The organism is Methylobacter tundripaludum (genome assembly GCF_002934365.1).
Classification (GTDB): Bacteria; Pseudomonadota; Gammaproteobacteria; order Methylococcales; family Methylomonadaceae; genus Methylobacter_A; species Methylobacter_A tundripaludum_A.
This window is the reverse complement of the sequence record NZ_PTIY01000014.1, coordinates 82,076-102,087: the sequence shown is the minus strand read 5'-3', so window position 1 is coordinate 102,087 and position 20,012 is coordinate 82,076. Positions and strand designations below refer to the sequence as shown.

Annotated in this window: 16 protein-coding genes; 13 read left to right on the top strand and 3 right to left on the bottom strand. The window is 50.2% G+C overall.

Annotated features, from left to right (window positions below; all coding sequences use genetic code 11):
• From B0F88_RS15745 to B0F88_RS15725, 5 genes are all read left to right on the top strand, one after another.
• Positions 1-1,109 (top strand): TonB-dependent siderophore receptor (locus B0F88_RS15745; protein WP_146083365.1); only part of this gene is annotated, 1,109 nt, incomplete at its 5' end.
• 145 nt (positions 1,110-1,254) lie between these two features.
• Positions 1,255-2,409, top strand: a complete 1,155-nt coding sequence (locus B0F88_RS15740; protein WP_258076699.1) for a PepSY-associated TM helix domain-containing protein — start codon at positions 1,255-1,257, stop codon at positions 2,407-2,409.
• A gap of 195 nt (positions 2,410-2,604) precedes the next feature.
• Positions 2,605-3,810 (top strand): sulfotransferase, encoded by a 1,206-nt coding sequence (locus B0F88_RS15735; protein ID WP_104424883.1) that lies wholly within the window; start codon positions 2,605-2,607, stop codon positions 3,808-3,810.
• Positions 3,811-4,029: 219 nt separating this feature from the next.
• Positions 4,030-4,176 carry a 4'-phosphopantetheinyl transferase superfamily protein gene (locus B0F88_RS19950; protein WP_104424882.1) on the top strand — a complete coding sequence of 49 codons (147 nt, stop codon included), beginning with the start codon at positions 4,030-4,032 and terminating at the stop codon, positions 4,174-4,176.
• A 204-nt stretch (positions 4,177-4,380) separates the two neighbouring features.
• Complete coding sequence (locus B0F88_RS15725) at positions 4,381-5,649, top strand: sulfotransferase (RefSeq protein WP_104424881.1); 1,269 nt, start codon at positions 4,381-4,383, stop codon at positions 5,647-5,649.
• Between the two features lie 56 nt (positions 5,650-5,705).
• On the opposite strand, the gene B0F88_RS15720 is transcribed toward B0F88_RS15725, so the two are convergent.
• The 3 genes from B0F88_RS15720 to B0F88_RS19435 all read right to left on the bottom strand — a co-directional run bounded on the left by B0F88_RS15720 (position 5,706) and on the right by B0F88_RS19435 (position 6,715).
• Positions 5,706-5,927, bottom strand: coding sequence for an MbtH family protein (locus B0F88_RS15720; RefSeq protein ID WP_104424880.1), 222 nt, complete (start codon positions 5,925-5,927; stop codon positions 5,706-5,708).
• A 107-nt stretch (positions 5,928-6,034) separates the two neighbouring features.
• Entirely contained in the window at positions 6,035-6,547 is a 513-nt protein-coding gene (locus B0F88_RS15715; RefSeq protein ID WP_258076698.1) for an RNA polymerase sigma factor, read from the bottom strand.
• A 27-nt stretch (positions 6,548-6,574) separates the two neighbouring features.
• The gene (locus tag B0F88_RS19435; RefSeq protein ID WP_181049929.1) at positions 6,575-6,715 is read right to left on the bottom strand and encodes a hypothetical protein; all 141 of its coding nucleotides are present in this window, start codon (positions 6,713-6,715) and stop codon (positions 6,575-6,577) included.
• A gap of 476 nt (positions 6,716-7,191) precedes the next feature.
• Between B0F88_RS19435 and B0F88_RS15705 the strand changes: the two genes are divergently transcribed.
• The 8 genes from B0F88_RS15705 to B0F88_RS15670 all read left to right on the top strand — a co-directional run bounded on the left by B0F88_RS15705 (position 7,192) and on the right by B0F88_RS15670 (position 19,983).
• Positions 7,192-8,862 (top strand): cyclic peptide export ABC transporter, encoded by a 1,671-nt coding sequence (locus B0F88_RS15705; RefSeq protein WP_104424878.1) that lies wholly within the window; start codon positions 7,192-7,194, stop codon positions 8,860-8,862.
• 49 nt (positions 8,863-8,911) lie between these two features.
• Positions 8,912-11,302 carry a penicillin acylase family protein gene (locus tag B0F88_RS15700; protein WP_104424889.1) on the top strand — a complete coding sequence of 797 codons (2,391 nt, stop codon included), beginning with the start codon at positions 8,912-8,914 and terminating at the stop codon, positions 11,300-11,302.
• 273 nt (positions 11,303-11,575) lie between these two features.
• Positions 11,576-12,550, top strand: a complete 975-nt coding sequence (locus B0F88_RS15695; RefSeq protein ID WP_104424877.1) for a FecR family protein — start codon at positions 11,576-11,578, stop codon at positions 12,548-12,550.
• Between the two features lie 166 nt (positions 12,551-12,716).
• The gene (locus B0F88_RS15690) at positions 12,717-13,862 is read left to right on the top strand and encodes an efflux RND transporter periplasmic adaptor subunit (RefSeq protein ID WP_104424876.1); all 1,146 of its coding nucleotides are present in this window, start codon (positions 12,717-12,719) and stop codon (positions 13,860-13,862) included.
• The gene (locus tag B0F88_RS15685) at positions 13,859-14,521 is read left to right on the top strand and encodes an ABC transporter ATP-binding protein (protein WP_104424875.1); all 663 of its coding nucleotides are present in this window, start codon (positions 13,859-13,861) and stop codon (positions 14,519-14,521) included. The genes B0F88_RS15690 and B0F88_RS15685 overlap by 4 nt, the downstream gene beginning before the upstream one ends.
• Before the next feature lie 181 nt (positions 14,522-14,702).
• Positions 14,703-15,908 carry an ABC transporter permease gene (locus B0F88_RS15680; RefSeq protein ID WP_104424874.1) on the top strand — a complete coding sequence of 402 codons (1,206 nt, stop codon included), beginning with the start codon at positions 14,703-14,705 and terminating at the stop codon, positions 15,906-15,908.
• 3 nt (positions 15,909-15,911) lie between these two features.
• A complete protein-coding gene (locus B0F88_RS15675) occupies positions 15,912-17,108 on the top strand; it encodes an ABC transporter permease (RefSeq protein WP_104424873.1) in 1,197 nt (398 codons plus the stop codon).
• Between the two features lie 247 nt (positions 17,109-17,355).
• Positions 17,356-19,983 (top strand): glycosyltransferase, encoded by a 2,628-nt coding sequence (locus B0F88_RS15670; RefSeq protein WP_104424872.1) that lies wholly within the window; start codon positions 17,356-17,358, stop codon positions 19,981-19,983.
• Positions 19,984-20,012 lie beyond the last annotated feature (29 nt).

Genomic DNA, 20,012 nt, shown 5'->3' with positions numbered 1-20,012 from the left:
ATTCCTACGGTGGCACCGTGAATCTCAACGGGAAGTTTTCCACCTGGGGCTTGAAGCACGATGTTTTGGGCGGATGGGATTTTTACAGCCTGGATACGGCTATCTCTGCATGGCAATTGGCACCCGCCACCGTCGGCACTATCAATATCTACCAGCCGGTTTATGACCGCTCCGGCGTGAACCTGTCCACTACGCCAAAGAACTTTTTCCTAAGTGAGAGTATCTACTGGAACGGGGTCTATTTTCAGGATCAAATCACCTTGTTCGACAAGCTGCATATTTTGGGCGGCGGACGCTATGACTGGGCCTATCAGGCCAGCGGCAACGCATCCGGCGTCACGAAGTCTGTCGCCGATGCGGCGGCTAACCTGAGAGGCGTCGATAACCAGCAGTTTAGTCCGCGAGTCGGCTTGCTTTACCAACCCTGGGACTGGCTGTCGCTTTACGGTAATTTTGTCGAGTCGCTGGGTTCCGCCAACACGGCTACAGGCGTCGGCGGCACTGTGCTCGGACCGGAAACCGCCGAGCAGTACGAGGCCGGTTTCAAGACCGAGTTTTTCGACAAACGCTTGATTTCCAGCGTGGCTTTCTATCAACTGACTAAGAAAAATATGACGGTTCCGATCACCGGTACAGCGTTTTCAGAGGCGATTGGCGAAGCGCGTAGCGAAGGCGTGGAAATCGATGTTACAGGGAAAGTCACGGATGCCGTGAGCCTGATCGCAACCTATGCCTATACCGATGCCTCTATCCTGAAGGGTAGCAATGAAGGTAAGCGGTTGTGGAACGTACCCAGAAATTCGGGTAGTTTTTGGGCCAAGTATGACTTCCAACAGGCGGCTGTGCGGGGCTTGAGTATGGGTGCCGGCGTTTATTTCCAGAGTCAGAGAGAGGGCGACGCCGCCAACACGTTTGAATTGCCGGGTTATGGCAGGCTGGACGCGTTGGTCAAATACAAGCTACCGATAGCGAAAGCAAAAACCACGCTGCAATTTAATGTGGAGAACTTATTGGATCATCAATATTACGTGTCCACCAGTAATAGCAACACTTTCATAAACCCCGGTTCGCCGCGCACGTTCATGGGCTCGGTTAAGGTGGAGTTTTAATTAGCCGCGCAGGCCGGGGTGCATGTTTTTTGCACCCCGGCATTTAACCTTTATTGATGATTAGTCGCTTAATGTATTAATGATGCCCGTAAAAAACGTCAACTCCTTTCGAGACCACAAAATCCGACGCAAGATTTGGCTGAAGGTGCATCTATATATCGGTCTGTTCGCCGGTACCGTGTTTGTGCTGATTGGTTTGGCGGGTAGCTTGTCGGTATTTTGGCCGGAGATAGACTCTGAACTGAATCCGGCGCTAAAAAAAATACAAAGCTATCCTCCACAAGCGGATTACCGGTCTTTGGATGAGATTGCCGTAGCGGCGAAGGCGGTTATTCCAAGGCAGGGCAAGCCGTATGCCTTGGTGTTTCCGGCCCGAACGGATGAAGCGTTTTCTGTCACCTACAGTTTGCCCGCACAGACTCTGAAGCAAAGCGAATGGCATCTGGTGTATGTTAATCCTTACAATGCCCGTGTCTTGGGGCAGCGTTTGATGTTCGATACCGGCAATGCCTGGCGGGGCAACCTGATGAATTTTTTCGTGCGTTTTCATTACTCGCTGGCTTTAGGCGAAGCCGGTCGCACGTTTGTCGGCATTGTCGCGCTGTTTTTACTATTTTCTGTATTGACAGGCCTGATCGTCTGGTGGCCGAGCTCAGGTAAGATTCGGCGGGCTTTAACCATTAAGCGTCACGCCAGTGCTGAGCGTTTCAACTTTGACTTACATAAAACCTTCGGCTTTTATTGCTCTATTGTGCTGCTGGTTGTGTTGGCTTCGGGTATCGAGATGGTGTTCCCTGGATATGCAGATGGTCTTGTTAAGGTATTTCTGCCTTTAACACCGAAAGCGGGGGCGCCGATGTCAGCAGAAACCAGCCAAAGAGAGCCGATTACTTTGGTTCAGGCTGCTGCTATAACCGATAAACGTTTTCCTGATGGTGTCTATAAATGGATTTTCTTTCCGCAAGGTGAGCGGGACGCTTATCGTATCGTTAAGGGATCGCCGCAGGAAGTTAATCGAACCCGCCCGAGACGAACGTTGTGGCTCGATCAATATAGCGGCAAGATAGTGCAGGAACGCGACCCGATGACCGATGCTGCCGGGGATGTTTTTTTACAGTGGCTTTATCCTTTGCATAACGGCGAAGCGTTCGGACTCAGCGGACGCATTATTATTGCGATTACCGGATTAGTGCCGCTGCTGCTATACGTGACCGGCGTTATCCGCTGGCTGCAAAAACGCAAGGCGAAAAAAAATCTTGCCAGGCAAGTGAGTCGCATTTCAAGTCTGGTAGAACCATAGGATATTGGCGAACTACAGAGGCATCATATATCGGATTTCTAATATCAAGTTTTCTCTGCATATTGGTTTAATTGAGTAATTGGTTTTTTAACTGAGCATACCTTTTAATATATAGAAAATAACTATTCGTCTGTCCTTGTGGTTGATAAATTTTTATAAAACGCAAGGCCGTCAAAGTATCCCTATGGAAAAACAATGAATAATACTCCCTATACACCTGTGTTTATTCTTTCATGCGAGCGTTCAGGCTCTACGATGCTTCGATATATTATGGATACTCATTCGAAGATAACCTGTCCGGGGCATTTGTATCTGGGTGATTTGTGCAGCAGCCTAAATCGAACGTTAACCGGAACGCTTGCGCAGACGCATACCGAGCTGGATGAGGAAGGCAAAAAAAATTTTGCGATAAACGAAACCAGGAAAATTATCGACAACATAATGAGCCGATATACAAAGGCTAAAGATAAACAAATTTGGTGCGAAAAGACGCCGATGAATTTGGACTATCTGCCTGTATTGGAGGCTCATTTTCCTGACGCTAAATATATTTGTTTATACCGGAATTGCTTAGACGTGGTTCATTCCAGTGTCAATCTGAGTAAATACCGCTTTCTTCCTGAACATGTGCCTTATGTGCATAGAAACCCTGAAAGTATTATCGCGGCGATGGTTGAAAATTGGCTGGAAAAAACCGATCGGTTGTTGGCGTTCGAAGCGGCTCACCAGGAACGCTGCTTTCGAGTGAAATATGAATCCGTCGTCATGAGGTCCGAAGAAACGCTTTCATCATTATTTGAGTTTCTGGAAGTCGGATGGGAAAAAGACTTAATGGGGCGCGTATTCGAGGTCAGCCATGATCAAGGAGAGGGGGATGGTAGAGCGGCATTATCCAGCAAGATTCGCCAAGACTCCGTCGGAAAGGGAATAGAGGTGCCGCGGGCCGGAATCCCGAAGAAATTTATAACAGAAATTGATAGGCTGCTTGGCAAGCTGGAGTATGCCTGTTTGGATGATTATTATTCTAATAACACTGGGTTTATTCGCAATGAAATAAATGAAAATCCTATGTCCAATATATCGGATATATTTAAAAACCATTTTATGAATGCAATTAAAAATAACCGCGGTCGCTATCCTGCGCTTCAAGGAATATGGAAGATAATTATCAAAGGCGATACGGATAGGGCTTGGCTAATTGATTTATCCAATCAGGGTGGCTTGGTTACAGAAGGCGATTCCAAAGCTGATTCTACGCTTTGTTTATCAGCAGCTTTGCTGCTAGAAATGGTTAACGGAACAAGGGATGCGATAGAGGCTTTTGCTCAAGGAGAGATTGATGTAGAGGGCGTTAGCGACCAAAATTCGTTAATGGATTTAGGCAAGCTGCTTTTTTCTTGAAAATGCATAACTTAATTTTAGCCAGTAATGCTGCGAATATTGTTATTTATTCCAATGGAGTTTATGAATCTATTTCCGATTTTTCATCTGACTGAAATATTTCGAACCGAATTCTTAGCGTATTGATCTGCAAAAAAGTCGTATATCTAAAATAGCAAAACCGGCTTAGTCGTCAGTTTGCCGAAAGCCACATTTCAACACCTGTTTTGCCGAAGCCGAATGCTGTTTTTGGAACGGATTGCCGGGAAGCGGAAAGACGAGTTTTTCTACCGGCTCTGGATGAGAAAGGAAAGTTTTGTAAAAGCTGTCGGTGTAGGTCTCGGGTTAGATATTTCCAGGGTTGTTTCATCATCAGCGCCGCGCTGACGGTTCCAGCTGAATGTTATAAAGGGATTGAGTTTAAGCGGTTGGCTATTCTAATGTGAGCAAATGAGGTTAAAAAGGGCTTAAGGCGTCATATTATCGGCCTGTTCTAGTTAAGGCCGTCGTGTAAAAACAGAACAATAATGCTCGGCTATCAGGGATAAGCGTTTGCCCAATAGCCGGAAACTCGGACAAAAGGACATAATAATGGCAAACACAAACGACCAACACGTGGAACTGATTAAACAACCGATTTTTATCTTATCTTGTGTCCGTTCAGGTTCAACAATGCTGCGTTGCATTGTTGATACACATCCCAATCTATGCAGTCCAGGTCATTTGAGCTTGGGCCCGTTATGCGCCGGTTTATATACGACGGCTTATTATTCGCTGGGAGAATTGCCGGATATGGAGACTGAAGAGCAAAGAGACCAATTGGCAATCAAAGAAACCCGGCGGGTGGTAACAGACTTACTGGGCCGTTACGCACAAGGGAAAGGCAAAAAAAATTGGTGCGAAAAATCGACCATCAACATTGATTATCTGAGGATATTGACAAAGATTTTTCCACAGGCCAAATATATCTGTTTATACCGCAATTGCCTGGATGTTGCTTATTCGTGCATTAAACTCAATCCATTAGGGTATATGTCTGAATTGGCTTCTTATGTCCAGAACCGTCCGACTAATTTTGTTGGTGCGATGATCGATAACTGGCTGGAGAAGAACAGCAAGCTGATGGCATTCGAACAGGCTCATGCTAATCAGTGTATTAGGATTAACTATGAGTCTTTGGTTCTGCAACCGGAACAAGTCTTGGCAAAACTGTTTGATTTTCTCGGTGAGCCTTGGGATGAGCGCTTGATCGATTCGATTTTTCAAGTACCACATGATCAGGGTGATGGCGATCTGAAAGTCTGGTTTTCCGGAAAAATCAACAAGGATTCTATCGGCAATGGTACAGCGATTCCAGTAACCGCAATTCCGAATGAGTTGATGGCTGAGATTAACGCGTTCCACCAGCAGTTAGGGTATCCGACGATAGAGGCGCTATATGCCGAACAACAGAGTAATGACGAACAGACGATTCAGGATATAGACTTGGATGATTTTTTCCAAAACCGTTTTTTGCGAAATGCCACTACAAGAATGGATAAATTCAGACTGTTGCGCGGTGCCTGTAAATTCGTGATAACCGGGTTAAAAGGCGGTGTTTGGATAATTGAGAGTAATAGTGACGGTTTAACATTAAAAAAAGATGATAAATCCAGTGATTGCACAATCGCTACAACATATAAAGTTTTTTGTGAGTTGATTGAAGGCAGGAAAAACGCCGTCAATGCTTATGAATTGGGTGAAATAACGGGTGATGGCAATATAAACTTGGCACTAGAGTTTGGTAGGTTACTGTTTGGGGGGGATTTTAACCATACGGTATTGCAATTGTCTTCTCATGGTTCCCGCGAAATGTTATAAAAGGCTTGAACGTGTGTAAAGACGGGATGCAAGTCCCGTCTCTGTAAATTCGCGGGCTATTGCGATGCCGTTTGTTGCATGTGCGTTTGCAAGCTTAACGGGCGCATATCGGTCCAGACTTCCTTGATGTAATCCAGACATTCTTGCTTATTGCCGCTTTTGCCGGCAGTACGCCAGCCGCCCGGTATTTCTTTGTATCCAGGCCAAATCGAATATTGCTCTTCATGATTGACGACAACCTGATAAATGGTTGTGTCTTCTTCGTCGTCCCAAGCCATTGTTATGCTCCGTTGATAGGTGATTGCTGTAACACACCAGGTCCGCCGCTACGGGTTCCCTGATGCTTCCCTGTAGTAGACGATAGAAACGGCAAAATACCTCAGTGTCATGCCGGGTCCGGTAAATGGTTTTTGAATTGTTTACGGCAGTGCAGCAGGGCCTTGGCCATGTGTTTTTCAACCGCGCTATCGGATATACCGAGTTCCTTGGCGGTTTCGGCATAGGTCATGCCGTAAACTCTATTTAGGACAAATATTTCTCTAGTGCGCACAGGCAATTCATCCAGTATCCGGGTGATGGCGGCCAGTCTTTGATCGACGGATACGAGTTTTTCCGCCGAAGGGAATTCGCTTTGCGGGGGTAAGGATTGTTCTTTTGCTTGCAGGTAGTTTTCCGTTACTTTGCGATGTTTGATGTGATCGTAAGCGAGGTTCTTGGCAATTCTGAACAGGAAGCCGCGCGGATGATCGATCGTTTGTTTTTGCGCTTCGCGGAAAAAAATGATGAAGCTTTCTTGAGCAATATCCGCTGCTATCTCCGGGCAGTCGACAATTCGAGCCAAATGAAACTGCAATTCGGACTGGTGGTTTAAGTAAATGGCTTCTACGTTCAAGTTCAAATCCCTCTTCGTTGCTGTTAAGAATGATTACTTTACCGCTGAGCCGGCGGCGGTATCGGGATAAAAGCGGTATTCGGTTTTTCGGCTGCCAACAGCGTCAATGATTTGACTGACCTGTTGGGTAAGCCGGCATAGCTTATTGAATCGATTAAATATATGTAATTCCATGTGCTTGTTTTGTTCGTTAGCGGCTATCGGTACACAGTAAGCGGTTTGTAATAAATCTAGTTTGCAGGCCAAGTTGCTATTAAGTATTGTTCATGGCATTCGATATATCTGTTGCGATACAACCTTGAAGGCATATCGACTGCTGTATTGTGCTTACGCCTGTTTCAGAGTCTCCGGCTAGAACTATTAAGCAATGACTATGCCATTCTATTGTTATTTTAATTACAATAGCTTATGTATCTGTTTTGGCTGCGGGCTTATAAAATGCGGCATATGGCGCATCAATAATGCGTTAAATAACATAGTTTTTTAAAGGCGATGCGTGTGCGAAAGCGGATTGGGAACATTTTTAGCGGGCAGATGAGGTTAAAAAGGGTTTAAAGCGTCCTATTACTAGGCCTGCTTTGGCTTTTATATCGGATGAGTTTGTTCTAACGCATCGAACAATTATATACGCGAGCTTAAGGGAAATTTTTATGCTAGTTTTTTTGTGCCGCTCTTCCTGGCTAACGATTGTTGGCGTACTGTTTGCGGGTATTATCAGTGGCTTAAGCAGTGCGGCCCTGGTGGCGCTGATTAATGCAACGTTGTCGAATACCCTGGATACCCGGATTTTACCGTGGTTGTTCGGCGGATTAGCTATTGCTGTGTTGTCCAGCGGTTTTCTGTCGCATTATCTGCTCAATCGGCTTAGCGCTAAAACTGTTTACGATCTTCGCGTCCAAATCAGTCGCTTGATTCTTGTCGCGCCTTATCCGTATCTGCAAAAGCTGGGCAAGTCGGCGTTATTGGCTCATTTGACCGAGGACATCACGGCGATTGCCAATGCCAGTCAATTATTGCCGGTAGTTTGCATTAATTTTGCGGTCGTGGCGGGCTGTATGGTCTACCTGAGCTGGTTATCCTGGCATTTAGCCCTGGTTTTGGGCGGGGTCATTTTATTCGGAGTCTTGAGCTCCAACCTGTTCAGAGAGTGGCCGAAAAGCGCCGCGCTCAAGGCGAGGGAGGAATACGATGTTCTCAGCAGCGGTTTTCGGGCTTTGACGGAGGGTATTCGTGAATTGAAGGTACACCGGCAGCGTAGCGATGCTTTTATGGCGCAGTCGCTGACGGCCAGCGCCGAAGCCTATCGCCGGTACTCTTTTAGGAATGCGCTGGCTTTTCTGCTGGTTAATCAGTGGGCGCAATTCTTGTATTATGTGGTTATAGGCGCCATCCTTTATGTTTTTCCGGTTTGGCAAACCATTGATCAGAGCGTGATCCGCGGCTATGCGTTGGTGTTTTTGTTCATGATGTCGCCGCTGACCATCATTACCAATAGCTTGGGGGTATTCAGCCGCGCCAATGTGTCGTTACAGAAAGTCAGGCAACTCGGCGATCAACTCAAAAGGCAGGCGGTAGAGGTCGATGCTCCTGATAACCCTGAGATTCGCACAACGCTGTTTGAGCTGTCGCTACAAGGTGTGACGCACAGTTTTCATCGGGAAAAGGAAAACCGCAATTTCACCCTGGGGCCTATCGACCTGGATTTTAAACCGGGAGAATTGGTGTTTTTAGTCGGCGGCAACGGTAGCGGCAAGACTACGTTGGCAATGCTGCTGATTGGACTCTACTCGCCGGAGCGGGGGGGGATTCGCTGGAACGGAGAGATTGTCGATGAGCGCAACAGGGATGATTACCTGCAAAACTTCTCGGTGATTTTTTCGGATTTTTATTTGTTTGACGAATTGTATGGATGCGATAACGACAGCAACCATCTGATCATATCCGATTATTTGCAGCGCCTGCACTTGCACCACAAAGTGCGGGTCGATAACGGCCGGTTTTCCTCGGTGGATTTGTCGCAAGGCCAGCGTAAACGCTTGGCGTTATTGGTTGCTTATCTGGAAGACCGGCCTTTTTACGTTTTCGACGAGTGGGCGGCGGATCAGGATCCCGAATTCAAGCATCTATTCTATACGGAGCTGTTACCGAGTTTGAAAGCGCGGGGAAAAACAATATTGGTCATCAGTCATGATGACCGCTATTTCTACTTGGCGGATCGCTGCATCAAGCTGGAAGAAGGCCAGATTGTCGCCATGAATAAGCCGGTACCGGCAAGCAGGCAGACGCAGCCGGATGAGGATGCAGTTCAGGCCTACAGTTAAGGTGGCGGGTTGTGTATAACGATGAGCGTAGCGCGTGGGAACGAAAACGGTGAATATTCGAAAAACTATCTTATATAGCGGGTTGGGGCTGGCGAGTGCGGCGGCGATCGCGATCGGCGGCGGTTTCTGGGTCTTGCATGATGCGATGCCGCGGCTTGACGGCACGGTGAAGCTGGACCGGCTTACAGCGGAGGTTCAAGTACATACCGATGCCCACGGCATTCCGGCGATCAACGCCGCCAACCGTATCGATGGGGTTAGGGCGCAGGGCTATGTCGCCGCCCGCGATCGTTTGTTCCAGATGGACTTGATGCGGCGTAAAAGCGCCGGGCGCTTGGCGGAAATCTTTGGCGAAATGGCGCTGGACAGCGACATCAAGGCCCGAACCTACGGTTTTCATCGGGAAGTAAAAACAATATTGGCAAAGCTGCCGCCCGAGCATCAACATTACCTGCAAAGCTATGCCGACGGCGTCAACAGCTATATCGCGGAATCCGGCAAACTGCCTTTCGAGTTCAAGGTGTTGACCTATCAGCCTGAGCCCTGGACGCCTGAGGACAGCCTGCTGGTGGTATTGGGGATGTGCGAGAACTTGACTGCCTGGAGCGAACGCGGCGAACGCATGCTGAGCGTGATGGAAAAAACCTTGCCGGAAGCTGCGGTGCGTTTTCTAACGCCCGACACCGATTTTTACACCGACCGGCTGTTAAAACAGGTCGAATCCTTACGTCCGGCGCAAGCGATTCCGGTCGAGGCTTTGGCAACCGCATTGGCCGATCGGCCGGCGGATAACCCGGCGTTGGCGCAGCTGGTGCAACAGTTCGACTTTATGGCCGGTTCCAATGCCTGGGCGGTCAGCGGCAAAAAAACCGGGGACGGGCGGGCCATTCTGGCTAATGACATGCACTTGGGTATATCGGTACCCAATACCTGGTACCGTATCGAACTGAATTACGGCGATACCCATGCCGCAGGCCTGACCTTGCCCGGTACGCCGCTGTTAATTGTCGGCAGCAACCGGCATATCGCCTGGGGAGCAACCAACCTTTCCGGCGATTTTCTGGATTTGGTGCGGCTCGACATCGATCCAGCCAATCCCGATCAATACCGGGTAGGCGATCAATGGCGGCGCTTCGAAGAATATCCTGAAACCATCGCCGTCAAAGGCGGTGCAGTCAAACAAATCGTGGTCAAGCAGACGCTTTGGGGACCGGTTGCCAATCAGCCGTTGCTGGATCAGCCGGTGGCGATTCACTGGGTGGCGCTGGATGCCGATGCGTTCAACCTCAATTTGTTCGATTTGGAGCAGGGCGAAACGCTGGAGCAGGCGGTGAAAATCGTCAATAGCACCGGCGGTCCGCAGTTGAATATTTTACTGGCTGACGATAAGGGCCGCATTGCCTGGACGTTGATGGGCAAAATTCCCAAGCGCTTCGGCAATGACGGTTTGGTCAGCCGCTCTTGGGCGGATGGCAGCGTAGGTTGGAACGGCTATGTCGAACCCGAGAAATTGCCGCGCGTCATCGACCCGGCCGAAGGCATTTTGGCGTCGGCCAACGACCGCCGCTTGGGTAAAAATTATCCTTATGTGATCGGCCACCAGTTCGGCAACGGTTACCGCGCCTATAGGATTACCGAACAATTGAGGCAGATGCCGCAGGTTGACGAAATGGCCATGTTCGATCTGCAACTGGATACCGAAAGCGAGTTTTATAATTTCTATCAGCGCTTGGCCTTGGATACCTTGACCGCCGAAGCGGTCGAGACGCAGCCGGATTTGGCCGAAGCGCGCGACTACCTGCTGGCCTGGGACGGACGCGCCGATGTCGGCAGCCTGGGATTTGCGTTGCTGGTCGAGTTTAGAAAGCAATTGGTCGAGTCGGTATTCGCGCCGTTTTTAACAGCCAGTCGGCAGGCCGATAAAAATTTCAACTATGCATGGACTTATATCGATACGCCGTTGCAGGCCCTGTTGACTGAAAAACCGTTGCACGCATTGCCCGATGCGGCGCATTATCAAGACTGGAACGGCTTTATTTTGGGACAGTTGAAACAAAGCATACAGCGTTTGCAAGCCCAGCGGCCGGGAGTCGCGTTAAGCGAATTGAATTGGGGCAAACTGAACAGGGTCAAACAATCGCATCCGTTTTCCCGCGCCTTGCCGATACTGAGCGATTTTCTTGATATGCCGGGCGAGGCATTGCCCGGTTGTGCTTTTTGCGTTCGCGCAGCGGGTCCGGGTTTTGGCGCCAGCGAGCGGCTGGTTGTTGCGCCGGGCCATTTTGAGGATGCGATTTTGCATATGCCCGGCGGCCAGTCGGGTCAGCCGTTGTCGCCGTATTACCGGGATCAGCAAGACTATTGGCTAAAGGGCTTGCCGATGCCATTGGCCGCAGGCAAGTCCGAACACACACTGCTGCTGCAGCCGTATGGCAAGTAAAGAGATATGAAAAATAGAACACGGATTTGGCTGATCAACATTGATAAAGGAGAAAATAAAATCCGTCTAACCAGTGCCATCCGTGTTTTATTATAAAATCAGCATCTGCTGAGTCGTTACAATACGAAATACAATTAACAATGGGTTTTAGGTAGAATGAATATCATGAAACGTTACTATCCAGTGATTTCGACGGCTAACTCCGCGGATTGCTTTGCCGGTTGCGTTTTGGGGCTACGGAGAGCTTTCTATGCAGAAACTGAGTAGTTATCTATGAAACAGAACAGCGAAACAAACAGTTTGGAATCCGGGCTTGGTAACGACATTGACGAACAGGCGGTTGCGTGGTTTGTACGGTTGAGGGCCGACAATGTCAGCAGCGAGGAAAAGTCGTCCTTTTTGCGTTGGCTGAACCAAGCCGATGCGCATCGCGACGCCTTTAATGAAATCAGTAAATTGTGGGGAGATGCCGATTTGCTGCAAGCGCTCGGCGACACAGCCCAAAAGCACAACATTGCACCGCATAAAATAACAACCGCGCATTTCAAACTGCCGCTGGCGATCGCGGCCTGCCTGATCTTGGCCTTATCGTTCCGCAACGAACTGGGAATTTTGACGCAAGGCGATTATTCAACCGGAGTAGGCGAACGCAGAACCGTCTATTTCGATGACGGTTCTACCGCAATGCTCAATACCGACAGCGCTATCGCGGTCAACATGGACGGTCCGCAACGCAAGGTCGAACTGCTGAAGGGGGAAGCTTATTTCGAGGTTAAACCCAATCCCGGCCGGCCGTTTGTTGTTCAAGCGGCTCATTCGACGACCCGCGTGCTGGGAACCCGGTTTTTCGTGCATGAACAAAGCGATGGCGACGAAGTCAAAGTCATGTCCGGCCGGGTTGAAGTGGCGGATCGGCGCATTTTGAAGCAGCCGGTGATTTTGCATGATCGCGAGGCGGTGTCGATCGATGCCGCGGGGCTGGGCGAAACCCGGCTGCTGAATTCGGAACTGGCGACCTCCTGGGTGGACGGTTTCCTGGTGTTTGAAAATGCCCCGCTGGAAAGCGTCATTGGCCAGATCCGCCGCTACCGAACCGGTTTGGTGGTTTACAGGGACAACAGTTTACGCGGACTTAAAATCAACGGCCGCATCAATTTGCGTGAATCGGACGATATGCTGAAAGTCTTGGGAAGAAACCTGTCGGTCAAAATGACCTACTTGACCGATTGGCTGGTGATTATCGGGTGATGTAGGTTTAAGTCGATCCACCGCATATAAAATTATCGCGCGAACAATGAATTCACGTTGTTCGCGGTAAACCTTCCTTGGCCATTGCGCAACATCCGGTTAATCAGTACCCTTAGCGGCTGGGCTTAAAGAGCTCCCACGTAAACGACTTTGGGCCGCTTAATTTATGACTTTACCGGGCAAAAAAACACTCATTATTGTCGGCGCGCTTGCGCTGATTGCTTCCGTTTACTTTTTTACCAAGCAGCCGAAAGTTGTGGATGTTGAAATCGTCACTCTTGAACAAGGCGAGGTCAGGGCGACGGTGTCCAATACCCGCGTCGGAACGGTTAAAGCCTGTCGGCGCTCTTACCTTGCGCCGGCAACGGGCGGGCAGGTTGCCGAATTACATGTCAAGGAAGGCGACGCGGTCAAGCAAAACCAATTGCTGATGGAGGTCTGGAACAAGGACCTGAAAGCGCAGGTCAAATTGCAGGAGGCCCAGGTCAGGGCTAACCGGGCATCGGCAGAACAAGCCTGCCAGCTTGGCGCAGGCGCTGAACGCGAGGCCGACCGTTTGGAGAAGCTGCAAAAATTCAATCATATCGTCTCCGAAGAACAGGTCGATATTAAAGCGACCGGCGCACGCGCCAAGAGGGCGTCCTGCAATGCCGCGCTTGAAGCTATTGCGGTGAGCCAGGCCAATCGCGATGCGGTTCAGGCCGCTGTCGAACGCACTCTGGTTATCGCGCCCTTTGACGGCACCGTGGCTGAAATCAATGCCGAGTTGGGGGAATTTATCACGCCGTCGCCGCCCGGCATTCCGACTCTGCCCGCGATCGATTTGCTGGACGTCAGCTGCTTGTATGTGTCCGCGCCGATTGATGAAGTGGATGCGCCGCAGATAAAAACCGGCATGTCCGCCTGTGTGTCGTTGGACGCTTTTGCCGAAAAACGCTGCTCCGGCACGGTGAGCCGCATTGCTCCTTATGTGTTGGAAAAAGAAAAGCAGGCGCGTACCGTCGAGGTCGAAGTTAAATTAACCGATCCGAAAGACCTAAACGGATTGCTGCCCGGTTACAGCGCCGATATTGAAGTCCTGCTGACCAGTAAACCGAAGGCGCTTAGGGTGCCTGCCGAGGCGGTGCTGGAAAATAACCGCGTTTTGGTAATGCGTGAAGACGGCTTGCTGGAAGAGCGCAGTTTTAAGCCGGGCTTGGTCAACTGGAATACCGTGGAAGTGCTGTCGGGCCTGAATGTCGGCGATAAAGTGGTATTGTCGGTAGGCCGGGAAGGCGTGGTTGCAGGCGCCCGTGCCCGCATACAAAAATGATACGGCTGGAACATATCCACCGCTATTTCCAGGTAGGCGAGCAATGCGTTCATGCCTTGAATGACATCAGTCTCAGCATCGAAAAAGGCGAATATGTGTCGGTAATGGGGCCGTCAGGTTCCGGTAAATCGACTTTACTCAATGTCGTAGCCTTGCTTGATCAGCCCAGCTCAGGCCGGTATCTGTTAAACAATCAGCCGGTTACACAGCTTAGCGATGATGAGCTCGCCAAAGCTCGTCGCGAAAACATCGGCTTCGTGTTCCAGTTTTTTCATTTGATTCCGCGTTTGTCGGCGGCCGAAAACATAGAAATGCCGTTGATACTGGCGGGCGTAGCGCCTAAGGAGCGCAAGCAACGGGTGCAGGAGGCGCTGGCGTCGGTCAGTCTGCAAGACAGAGCCGCGCATAGACCCGACCAGCTTTCCGGCGGACAGTTGCAGCGCGTCGCCATTGCCAGGGCTATGATCATGCGCCCCTCGATTTTATTGGCCGACGAGCCGACCGGTAATCTCGACAGCAAATCCGGCAAGGAAATTATCGAGTTGTTGGAAGGGCTTAACCGGCAGGGCGTAACACTGGTGATTATTACCCATGACCAGAATTTGGGCGACCGGGCGCGGCGGAAAATTCGCATTGTCGATGGGCAGATAGCGAGATAAGTAATCAGAATATAAAAAATCACCACGAACGACTGCATGGATGCAGGAGCAATTGCCGAAACACGAAGGACACGAAGTTTTTTGTCTTTGCTTTTCTTCATGCTCTTGATGTCTTCGTGGTGAATTACTATGCGTATTTTTTTATGGTCAACGAACAAAAAGGGCTGAGTTCAGATAAATCATGCTCATCAAAGACACATTAACTCAATCCTTAGCCGCAATCAGCACCCAGCGCTTACGCGCGGGACTGATTATCCTGGCAATGAGCATCGGCATCGCTTCGGTTTCGGTGCTGACGGCTTTGGGCGAAAGCGCCCGGCGTTATGTGGTTAATGAGTTTGAAGCCTTGGGTACAAACCTGGTTATCGTGCTGCCGGGACGCACCGAAACCACCGGCGGGCAGCCGCCTCTGTTTGGCGAAACCCCCAGGGATTTGACGCTGGATGATGCCGAGACCTTATTCCGCAGTCATCATATTGCCGCCATTGCACCGGTGACCGTCGGTTCCGCGCCGGTTTCATCATTGGGCCTGGAGCGTGAAACCAATGTGCTGGGTTCGACGCATGCATTAAGACGGGTACGCCGATTGACCGTGGCGCAAGGCAGTTTCCTGCCCAAAACAGAGGTCGATAAAGCTTTGTCGGTTTGCGTGATCGGCCAAACCATACGCAATGAATTGTTTGCCAATCAACCGGCCTTGGGACAATGGCTGCGGATCAACGACCGGCGCTTTCGGGTGATCGGCGTACTGGCGGCGGAAGGGCAATCGGTCGGCACCGATTTTGACGAGATCGTGATCATCCCGGTGGCTTCGGCACAGGCTTTATTCGATACTCATTCATTGTTCAGGGTGCTGGTTGAAGCCAAATCGAAACCGGACATGTACAAGGCGGTCGATGACATCAGGGGCATTATCAAGGCCCGTCATGAAGGCGAGGACGATGTGACGCTGATCACCCAGGACAGCGTGGTCAGCACCTTTGACAAGATATTGACCGCGCTGACCCTGACCGTAGCCGGTATCGCCGGAATCAGCCTGGCGGTGGCCGGTGTGTTGGTCATGAATGTGATGCTGGTCAGCGTGACGCAACGCACTGCCGAGATCGGTTTGCTGAAGGCATTAGGCGCGACCAGGCGACAGCTGCTGTGGCTGTTTTTAGTTGAAGCGGCGATGTTGTCGCTGGCAGGCGCAGTGCTGGGCGTGGTGCTGGGGTACCTGACTCTTGGCGGTTTGCAGGTTTTTTACCCGAGTTTTCCGATGCATTTGCCGGCTTGGGCTTTGCTTGCGGCATTGGCCGTATCGTTGTTTACAGGTCTATTGTTCGGCGTATTGCCGGCCAGAAAAGCGGCCAATCTCGACCCGGTCGCCGCATTGGCGAAGCGGTAAGCTATGCGCTACGCCGACCTGATTTCATTGTCATATCGGACGGTTATCAGCCATAAATTGCGCTCGGCTCTGACTGCGTTGGGGCTGATTATCGGCATCGCCGCAGTGGTGATTTTAACCTCGATAGGCCGCGGCATTCATACTTTTGTGTTGGCCGAATTCACCCAATTCGGCACCAACCTGATCGGTGTTCATCCGGGTAAAACCACTACCTTCGGTATATCGGGCGCATCGATCAGCACGGTAAGACCGCTGGTCATAGCCGATGCGGTCAGCTTGAGCAAGCTGGAAAACATCATCGCCGCGTCTCCCATAGTGCAAGGCAATGCGCGTATTGAAGCCGGCGAAAAGCAGCGGCGCACCAATGTGTTGGGGGTTGGATCTGCGGTGCCGGAGATTTGGAAAATCAAGGTCGTTACCGGGCGTTTTTTGCCTGAAGAAGAAACCAATCCGCGCGCCTTTGCGGTGCTGGGCAGTAAATTGGCGGTAGAACTGTTTGGTACGGCCAGCCCGCTAGGCCAACGCATCAGGATCGGCAGCGACCGTTACCGGGTCATCGGTGTAATGGAAAAAAAAGGCCAGATGATCGGCTTCGATATGGACGATACTATTTACATTCCGGCCGCTAAGGCGCTGGAACTGTTCGATCGGGAAAGCCTGATGGAAATCCATCTGCTCTATAAAAGTAACGCCGCAGTTGCTTTAGTAGAAAAAACGGTCAAGCGAAACCTGATTGCGCGGCACGGCAGCGAAGACTTTACCATCGTCACCCAGAACCAGATGATCAAAAGCATGGATTCGATCCTGAATATCCTGACCTTGGCGGTAGCTGCGCTGGGCAGCATTTCCTTACTGGTCGGGTCGGTCGGCATATTTACCATCATGACCATCGCCGTTTCCGAACGGATTTCCGAAATCGGTTTGCTGCGGGCGGTAGGCGCGGAACGCAGAACCGTTTTTCAGTTGTTCTTGTGTGAGGCTTTGGCGCTAAGCGCTACCGGAGGGCTTTGCGGCGTGTTGTTGGGCATAATCGTCGTCAGGATTCTTGAGTCTGCGTTACCCGCTTTGCCGGTGGAGCTTGCCTGGGCTTATATCGTAGCTGCTTGTATGGTGTCATTGTTGATCGGCATTGCCGCCGGCGTGGCCCCGGCGATGAAAGCCGCCCGGTTGGAGCCGTTGGAGGCTCTGCGGACGGAGTGATTGCTTGTGCAGCGCTAAAATAAGTTTTGCTTTTAGCGGACAGCATAGGTTTTAAATAAATTCTTATTAGTTCTGGAACCTGTGTAAAATATTGACCCTATTATGTCTAATTCTTTCAAATGATAAGGCTTTGCCTAGTGGGACGCGAGTAGGGGGGAATGGAAGCTTACAGGGTGAGCCGCACAATTTTTTAAATCTTCAATTAAACAAATTTTTCTCATTTTAAACAGAATAACCGAGCACCTAAATGAAAACTAAGATAGTTACTGTCATTGCACTCGCTCTACTCGTCTTCCTTAACTTCAGCATATGGAGTTATGTGAACAACCCCTTGCAATTGCAGCCTTGGACCAAGACTACCATGGGCGTCACATTCGACCCCATGAGAAAACAGGATACTCAAACCAGCAATACTTTCCCCAGCGAAGCGGATATTGATCACGACTTGAGCTTGCTCGAGAATAAAGTGCATGCTGTCCGTACCTACAGCGTGCTTAAAGGACTGGACAAAGTTCCTGAACTCGCCGCCAAGCATAATCTGAATACGACTGTGGGCGCCTGGATCGACGGTAATCTTGAAAAAAACCGGCAAGAAATCGAGACCTTAATTAATGTCGCTCGTCAGAACAACCCGAACATCGTTCGTATTATGGTGGGCAACGAGGTTCTGCTCCGCGCCGAGATTCCGCCGGAACAACTGGTCGAATATATCCGGGAAGTAAAGAAAAACACATGGCGGCCGGTCAGTACATCCGAGACTTGGGCTGAGTGGATGAAACATCCCGAGCTGGTTGCTGAAGTCGATTTTATCGCCGTGCATATCCTGCCTTACTGGGAAGGCATTGCGGCCGAAGATGCAGTCGACTATGTTTTCGACCGTTATCACGCCGTGCAACAAGCATACCCCAACAAGCCTATTGTCATTACCGAGGTCGGCTGGCCTTCGGACGGTCAACCGTTTAAGCATGCGACCGCGTCGGTATCCAATCAGGCGAGATTTCTGCGTGAATTTCTCAATCGCGCCGATGCCGAAAAAGTCACTTACTATATCGTAGAGGCGTTTGACCAACCTTGGAAAATGTCTCTGGAAGGCTCGGCCGGAGCCTATTGGGGTATTTTTAACGCGGATCGGCAACCCAAATACCCGATGGACAGCGATATTATTGCGATGCCTAATTGGGAGCACTGGGCAACGGGTGCGGCTGTTTTCAGCATCATTTTAATGGTTTTGTTTTTGTTTACCCGCAGCAGTATGAAGCTGCCCGGATTACTGTTTTTCGGTTTGATTGCCAATCTTGCGGCATCGACGATTTTCTGGTCGGTGTCGATAGGCGCACAGCAATACCAAACCAACATTACGATGGTTTTTTGGGGCATACTGATCTTGATGCAGGTCATGGCGGCAGTCATCCTGTTGATCGAGAGCTTGGAAATAGCCGAAGTCATCTGGCACCGGAAAACAGCCAGGACTTTTCAGCCGCTTACGCCGTCCCCGGACTTTAGATATCCCAAGGTATCTTTACATTTACCGATCCATAACGAGCCGCCCGATATGGTGCGGATGACGCTGGAAGCTTTGGACAGGGTGGATTATCCGAATCTGGAAGTGCTGGTGATGGACAACAACACAAAAGATCCTGCGGTTTGGGAACCGGTCAAAGCCGATTGCGAACGGCTGGGACCGAAATTCAGATTCTTCCATCTGGAAAATTGGCCGGGCTTTAAAGCGGGCGCGATCAATCATGCGCTGGAGCAAACGGCTCCCGATGCCGAGATTATCGCCGTGATCGACAGCGATTACATTCTGTCGCCCGATTGGCTTAACTGCATGGTGCCTTATTTCGATAACGAAAACGTCGGTTTTATCCAGTCGCCGCAGGATTACCGCGACCGCGACCAAAGCATGTTTAAGTCTTTTTGTTATTGGGAATATGCCGGTTTTTTCAACATCGGCATGGTGCAAAGAAACGAATATAACGCGATTATCCAACATGGCACGATGACCATGATCAGGAAATCCGCGTTGCTGGAAGTGGGCAAATGGTCGGAATGGTGTATCTGCGAAGACAGCGAGCTGGGCTTGCGCCTATATGAAGCGGGCTATGATTCGGTTTACGTCAAGGATTCGTTTGGCCGGGGCGTTATGCCGGACACCATGTCCGGTTACATGACCCAACGCTATCGCTGGGTTTATGGCGCGATGCAAATCATCAAGGCGCATTGGCGCAGCTTTTTGCCCTCTAAAGATCCCGTGCTGACACCGGCCCAGAAGTATTATTTTATTGCCGGATGGCTGCCGTGGTTTTCAGATGCGTTGGCGTTGGTATTTACCATCACCAGCTTGATCTTGACTGCGGTGATTCTTTACGACCCTATCCACAGCGAATTGCCTGCCAACGCCTTTTTATTGCCGACTGTCGGTATATTCAGCTTCAAGATTATCCGTGGTTTATGGCTATACCAAGCCCGTGTTCCGTGTTCCGTATGGCAATCGTTGGGCGCATCGCTGTCCGGGCTGTCCTTAACGCATACCGTCGCCAAGGGTACTTTACAGGGCCTGTTTACTTCGGGCAAGCCGTTTATGCGCACTCCCAAGTTTGAACAGCACGGCGCCTTACTTGCCGGATTGTTCACCATACGGCAGGAATTGCTATTGCTGACATTGTTGAGCATAGCAATCGGGATGATGGCTTCGTTGGAGCATTTTGATAATTTTAGCGGCAGACTATGGATAGCGATTCTTTCGGTACAAGCCGTCCCCTATGTGGCGGCGTTGCTGACGGTATTGATCAGCATAGCGCCGGACTATAAATCTTATAAACCCGAGTTGGTTGCCGAGGAACCGGCTGCTGAATCCAAGTCCAAGAAAAAATAGTAAGGCATAGCCTCAGATCGCACGAAGAC

Bases quoted from the DNA above. Each gene is read 5' to 3' on its own strand.
- B0F88_RS15735 (WP_104424883.1), top strand. From the start codon at position 2,605: ATGAATAATACTCCCTATACACCTGTGTTTATTCTTTCATGCGAGCGT.
- B0F88_RS19950 (WP_104424882.1), top strand. From the start codon at position 4,030: ATGCTGTTTTTGGAACGGATTGCCGGGAAGCGGAAAGACGAGTTTTTC.
- B0F88_RS15725 (WP_104424881.1), top strand. From the start codon at position 4,381: ATGGCAAACACAAACGACCAACACGTGGAACTGATTAAACAACCGATT.
- B0F88_RS15720 (WP_104424880.1), bottom strand. From the start codon at position 5,927: ATGGCTTGGGACGACGAAGAAGACACAACCATTTATCAGGTTGTCGTC.
- B0F88_RS19435 (WP_181049929.1), bottom strand. From the start codon at position 6,715: ATGGAATTACATATATTTAATCGATTCAATAAGCTATGCCGGCTTACC.
- B0F88_RS15705 (WP_104424878.1), top strand. From the start codon at position 7,192: ATGCTAGTTTTTTTGTGCCGCTCTTCCTGGCTAACGATTGTTGGCGTA.
- B0F88_RS15695 (WP_104424877.1), top strand. From the start codon at position 11,576: ATGAAACAGAACAGCGAAACAAACAGTTTGGAATCCGGGCTTGGTAAC.
- B0F88_RS15690 (WP_104424876.1), top strand. From the start codon at position 12,717: ATGACTTTACCGGGCAAAAAAACACTCATTATTGTCGGCGCGCTTGCG.
- B0F88_RS15685 (WP_104424875.1), top strand. From the start codon at position 13,859: ATGATACGGCTGGAACATATCCACCGCTATTTCCAGGTAGGCGAGCAA.
- B0F88_RS15680 (WP_104424874.1), top strand. From the start codon at position 14,703: ATGCTCATCAAAGACACATTAACTCAATCCTTAGCCGCAATCAGCACC.
- B0F88_RS15675 (WP_104424873.1), top strand. From the start codon at position 15,912: ATGCGCTACGCCGACCTGATTTCATTGTCATATCGGACGGTTATCAGC.
- B0F88_RS15670 (WP_104424872.1), top strand. From the start codon at position 17,356: ATGAAAACTAAGATAGTTACTGTCATTGCACTCGCTCTACTCGTCTTC.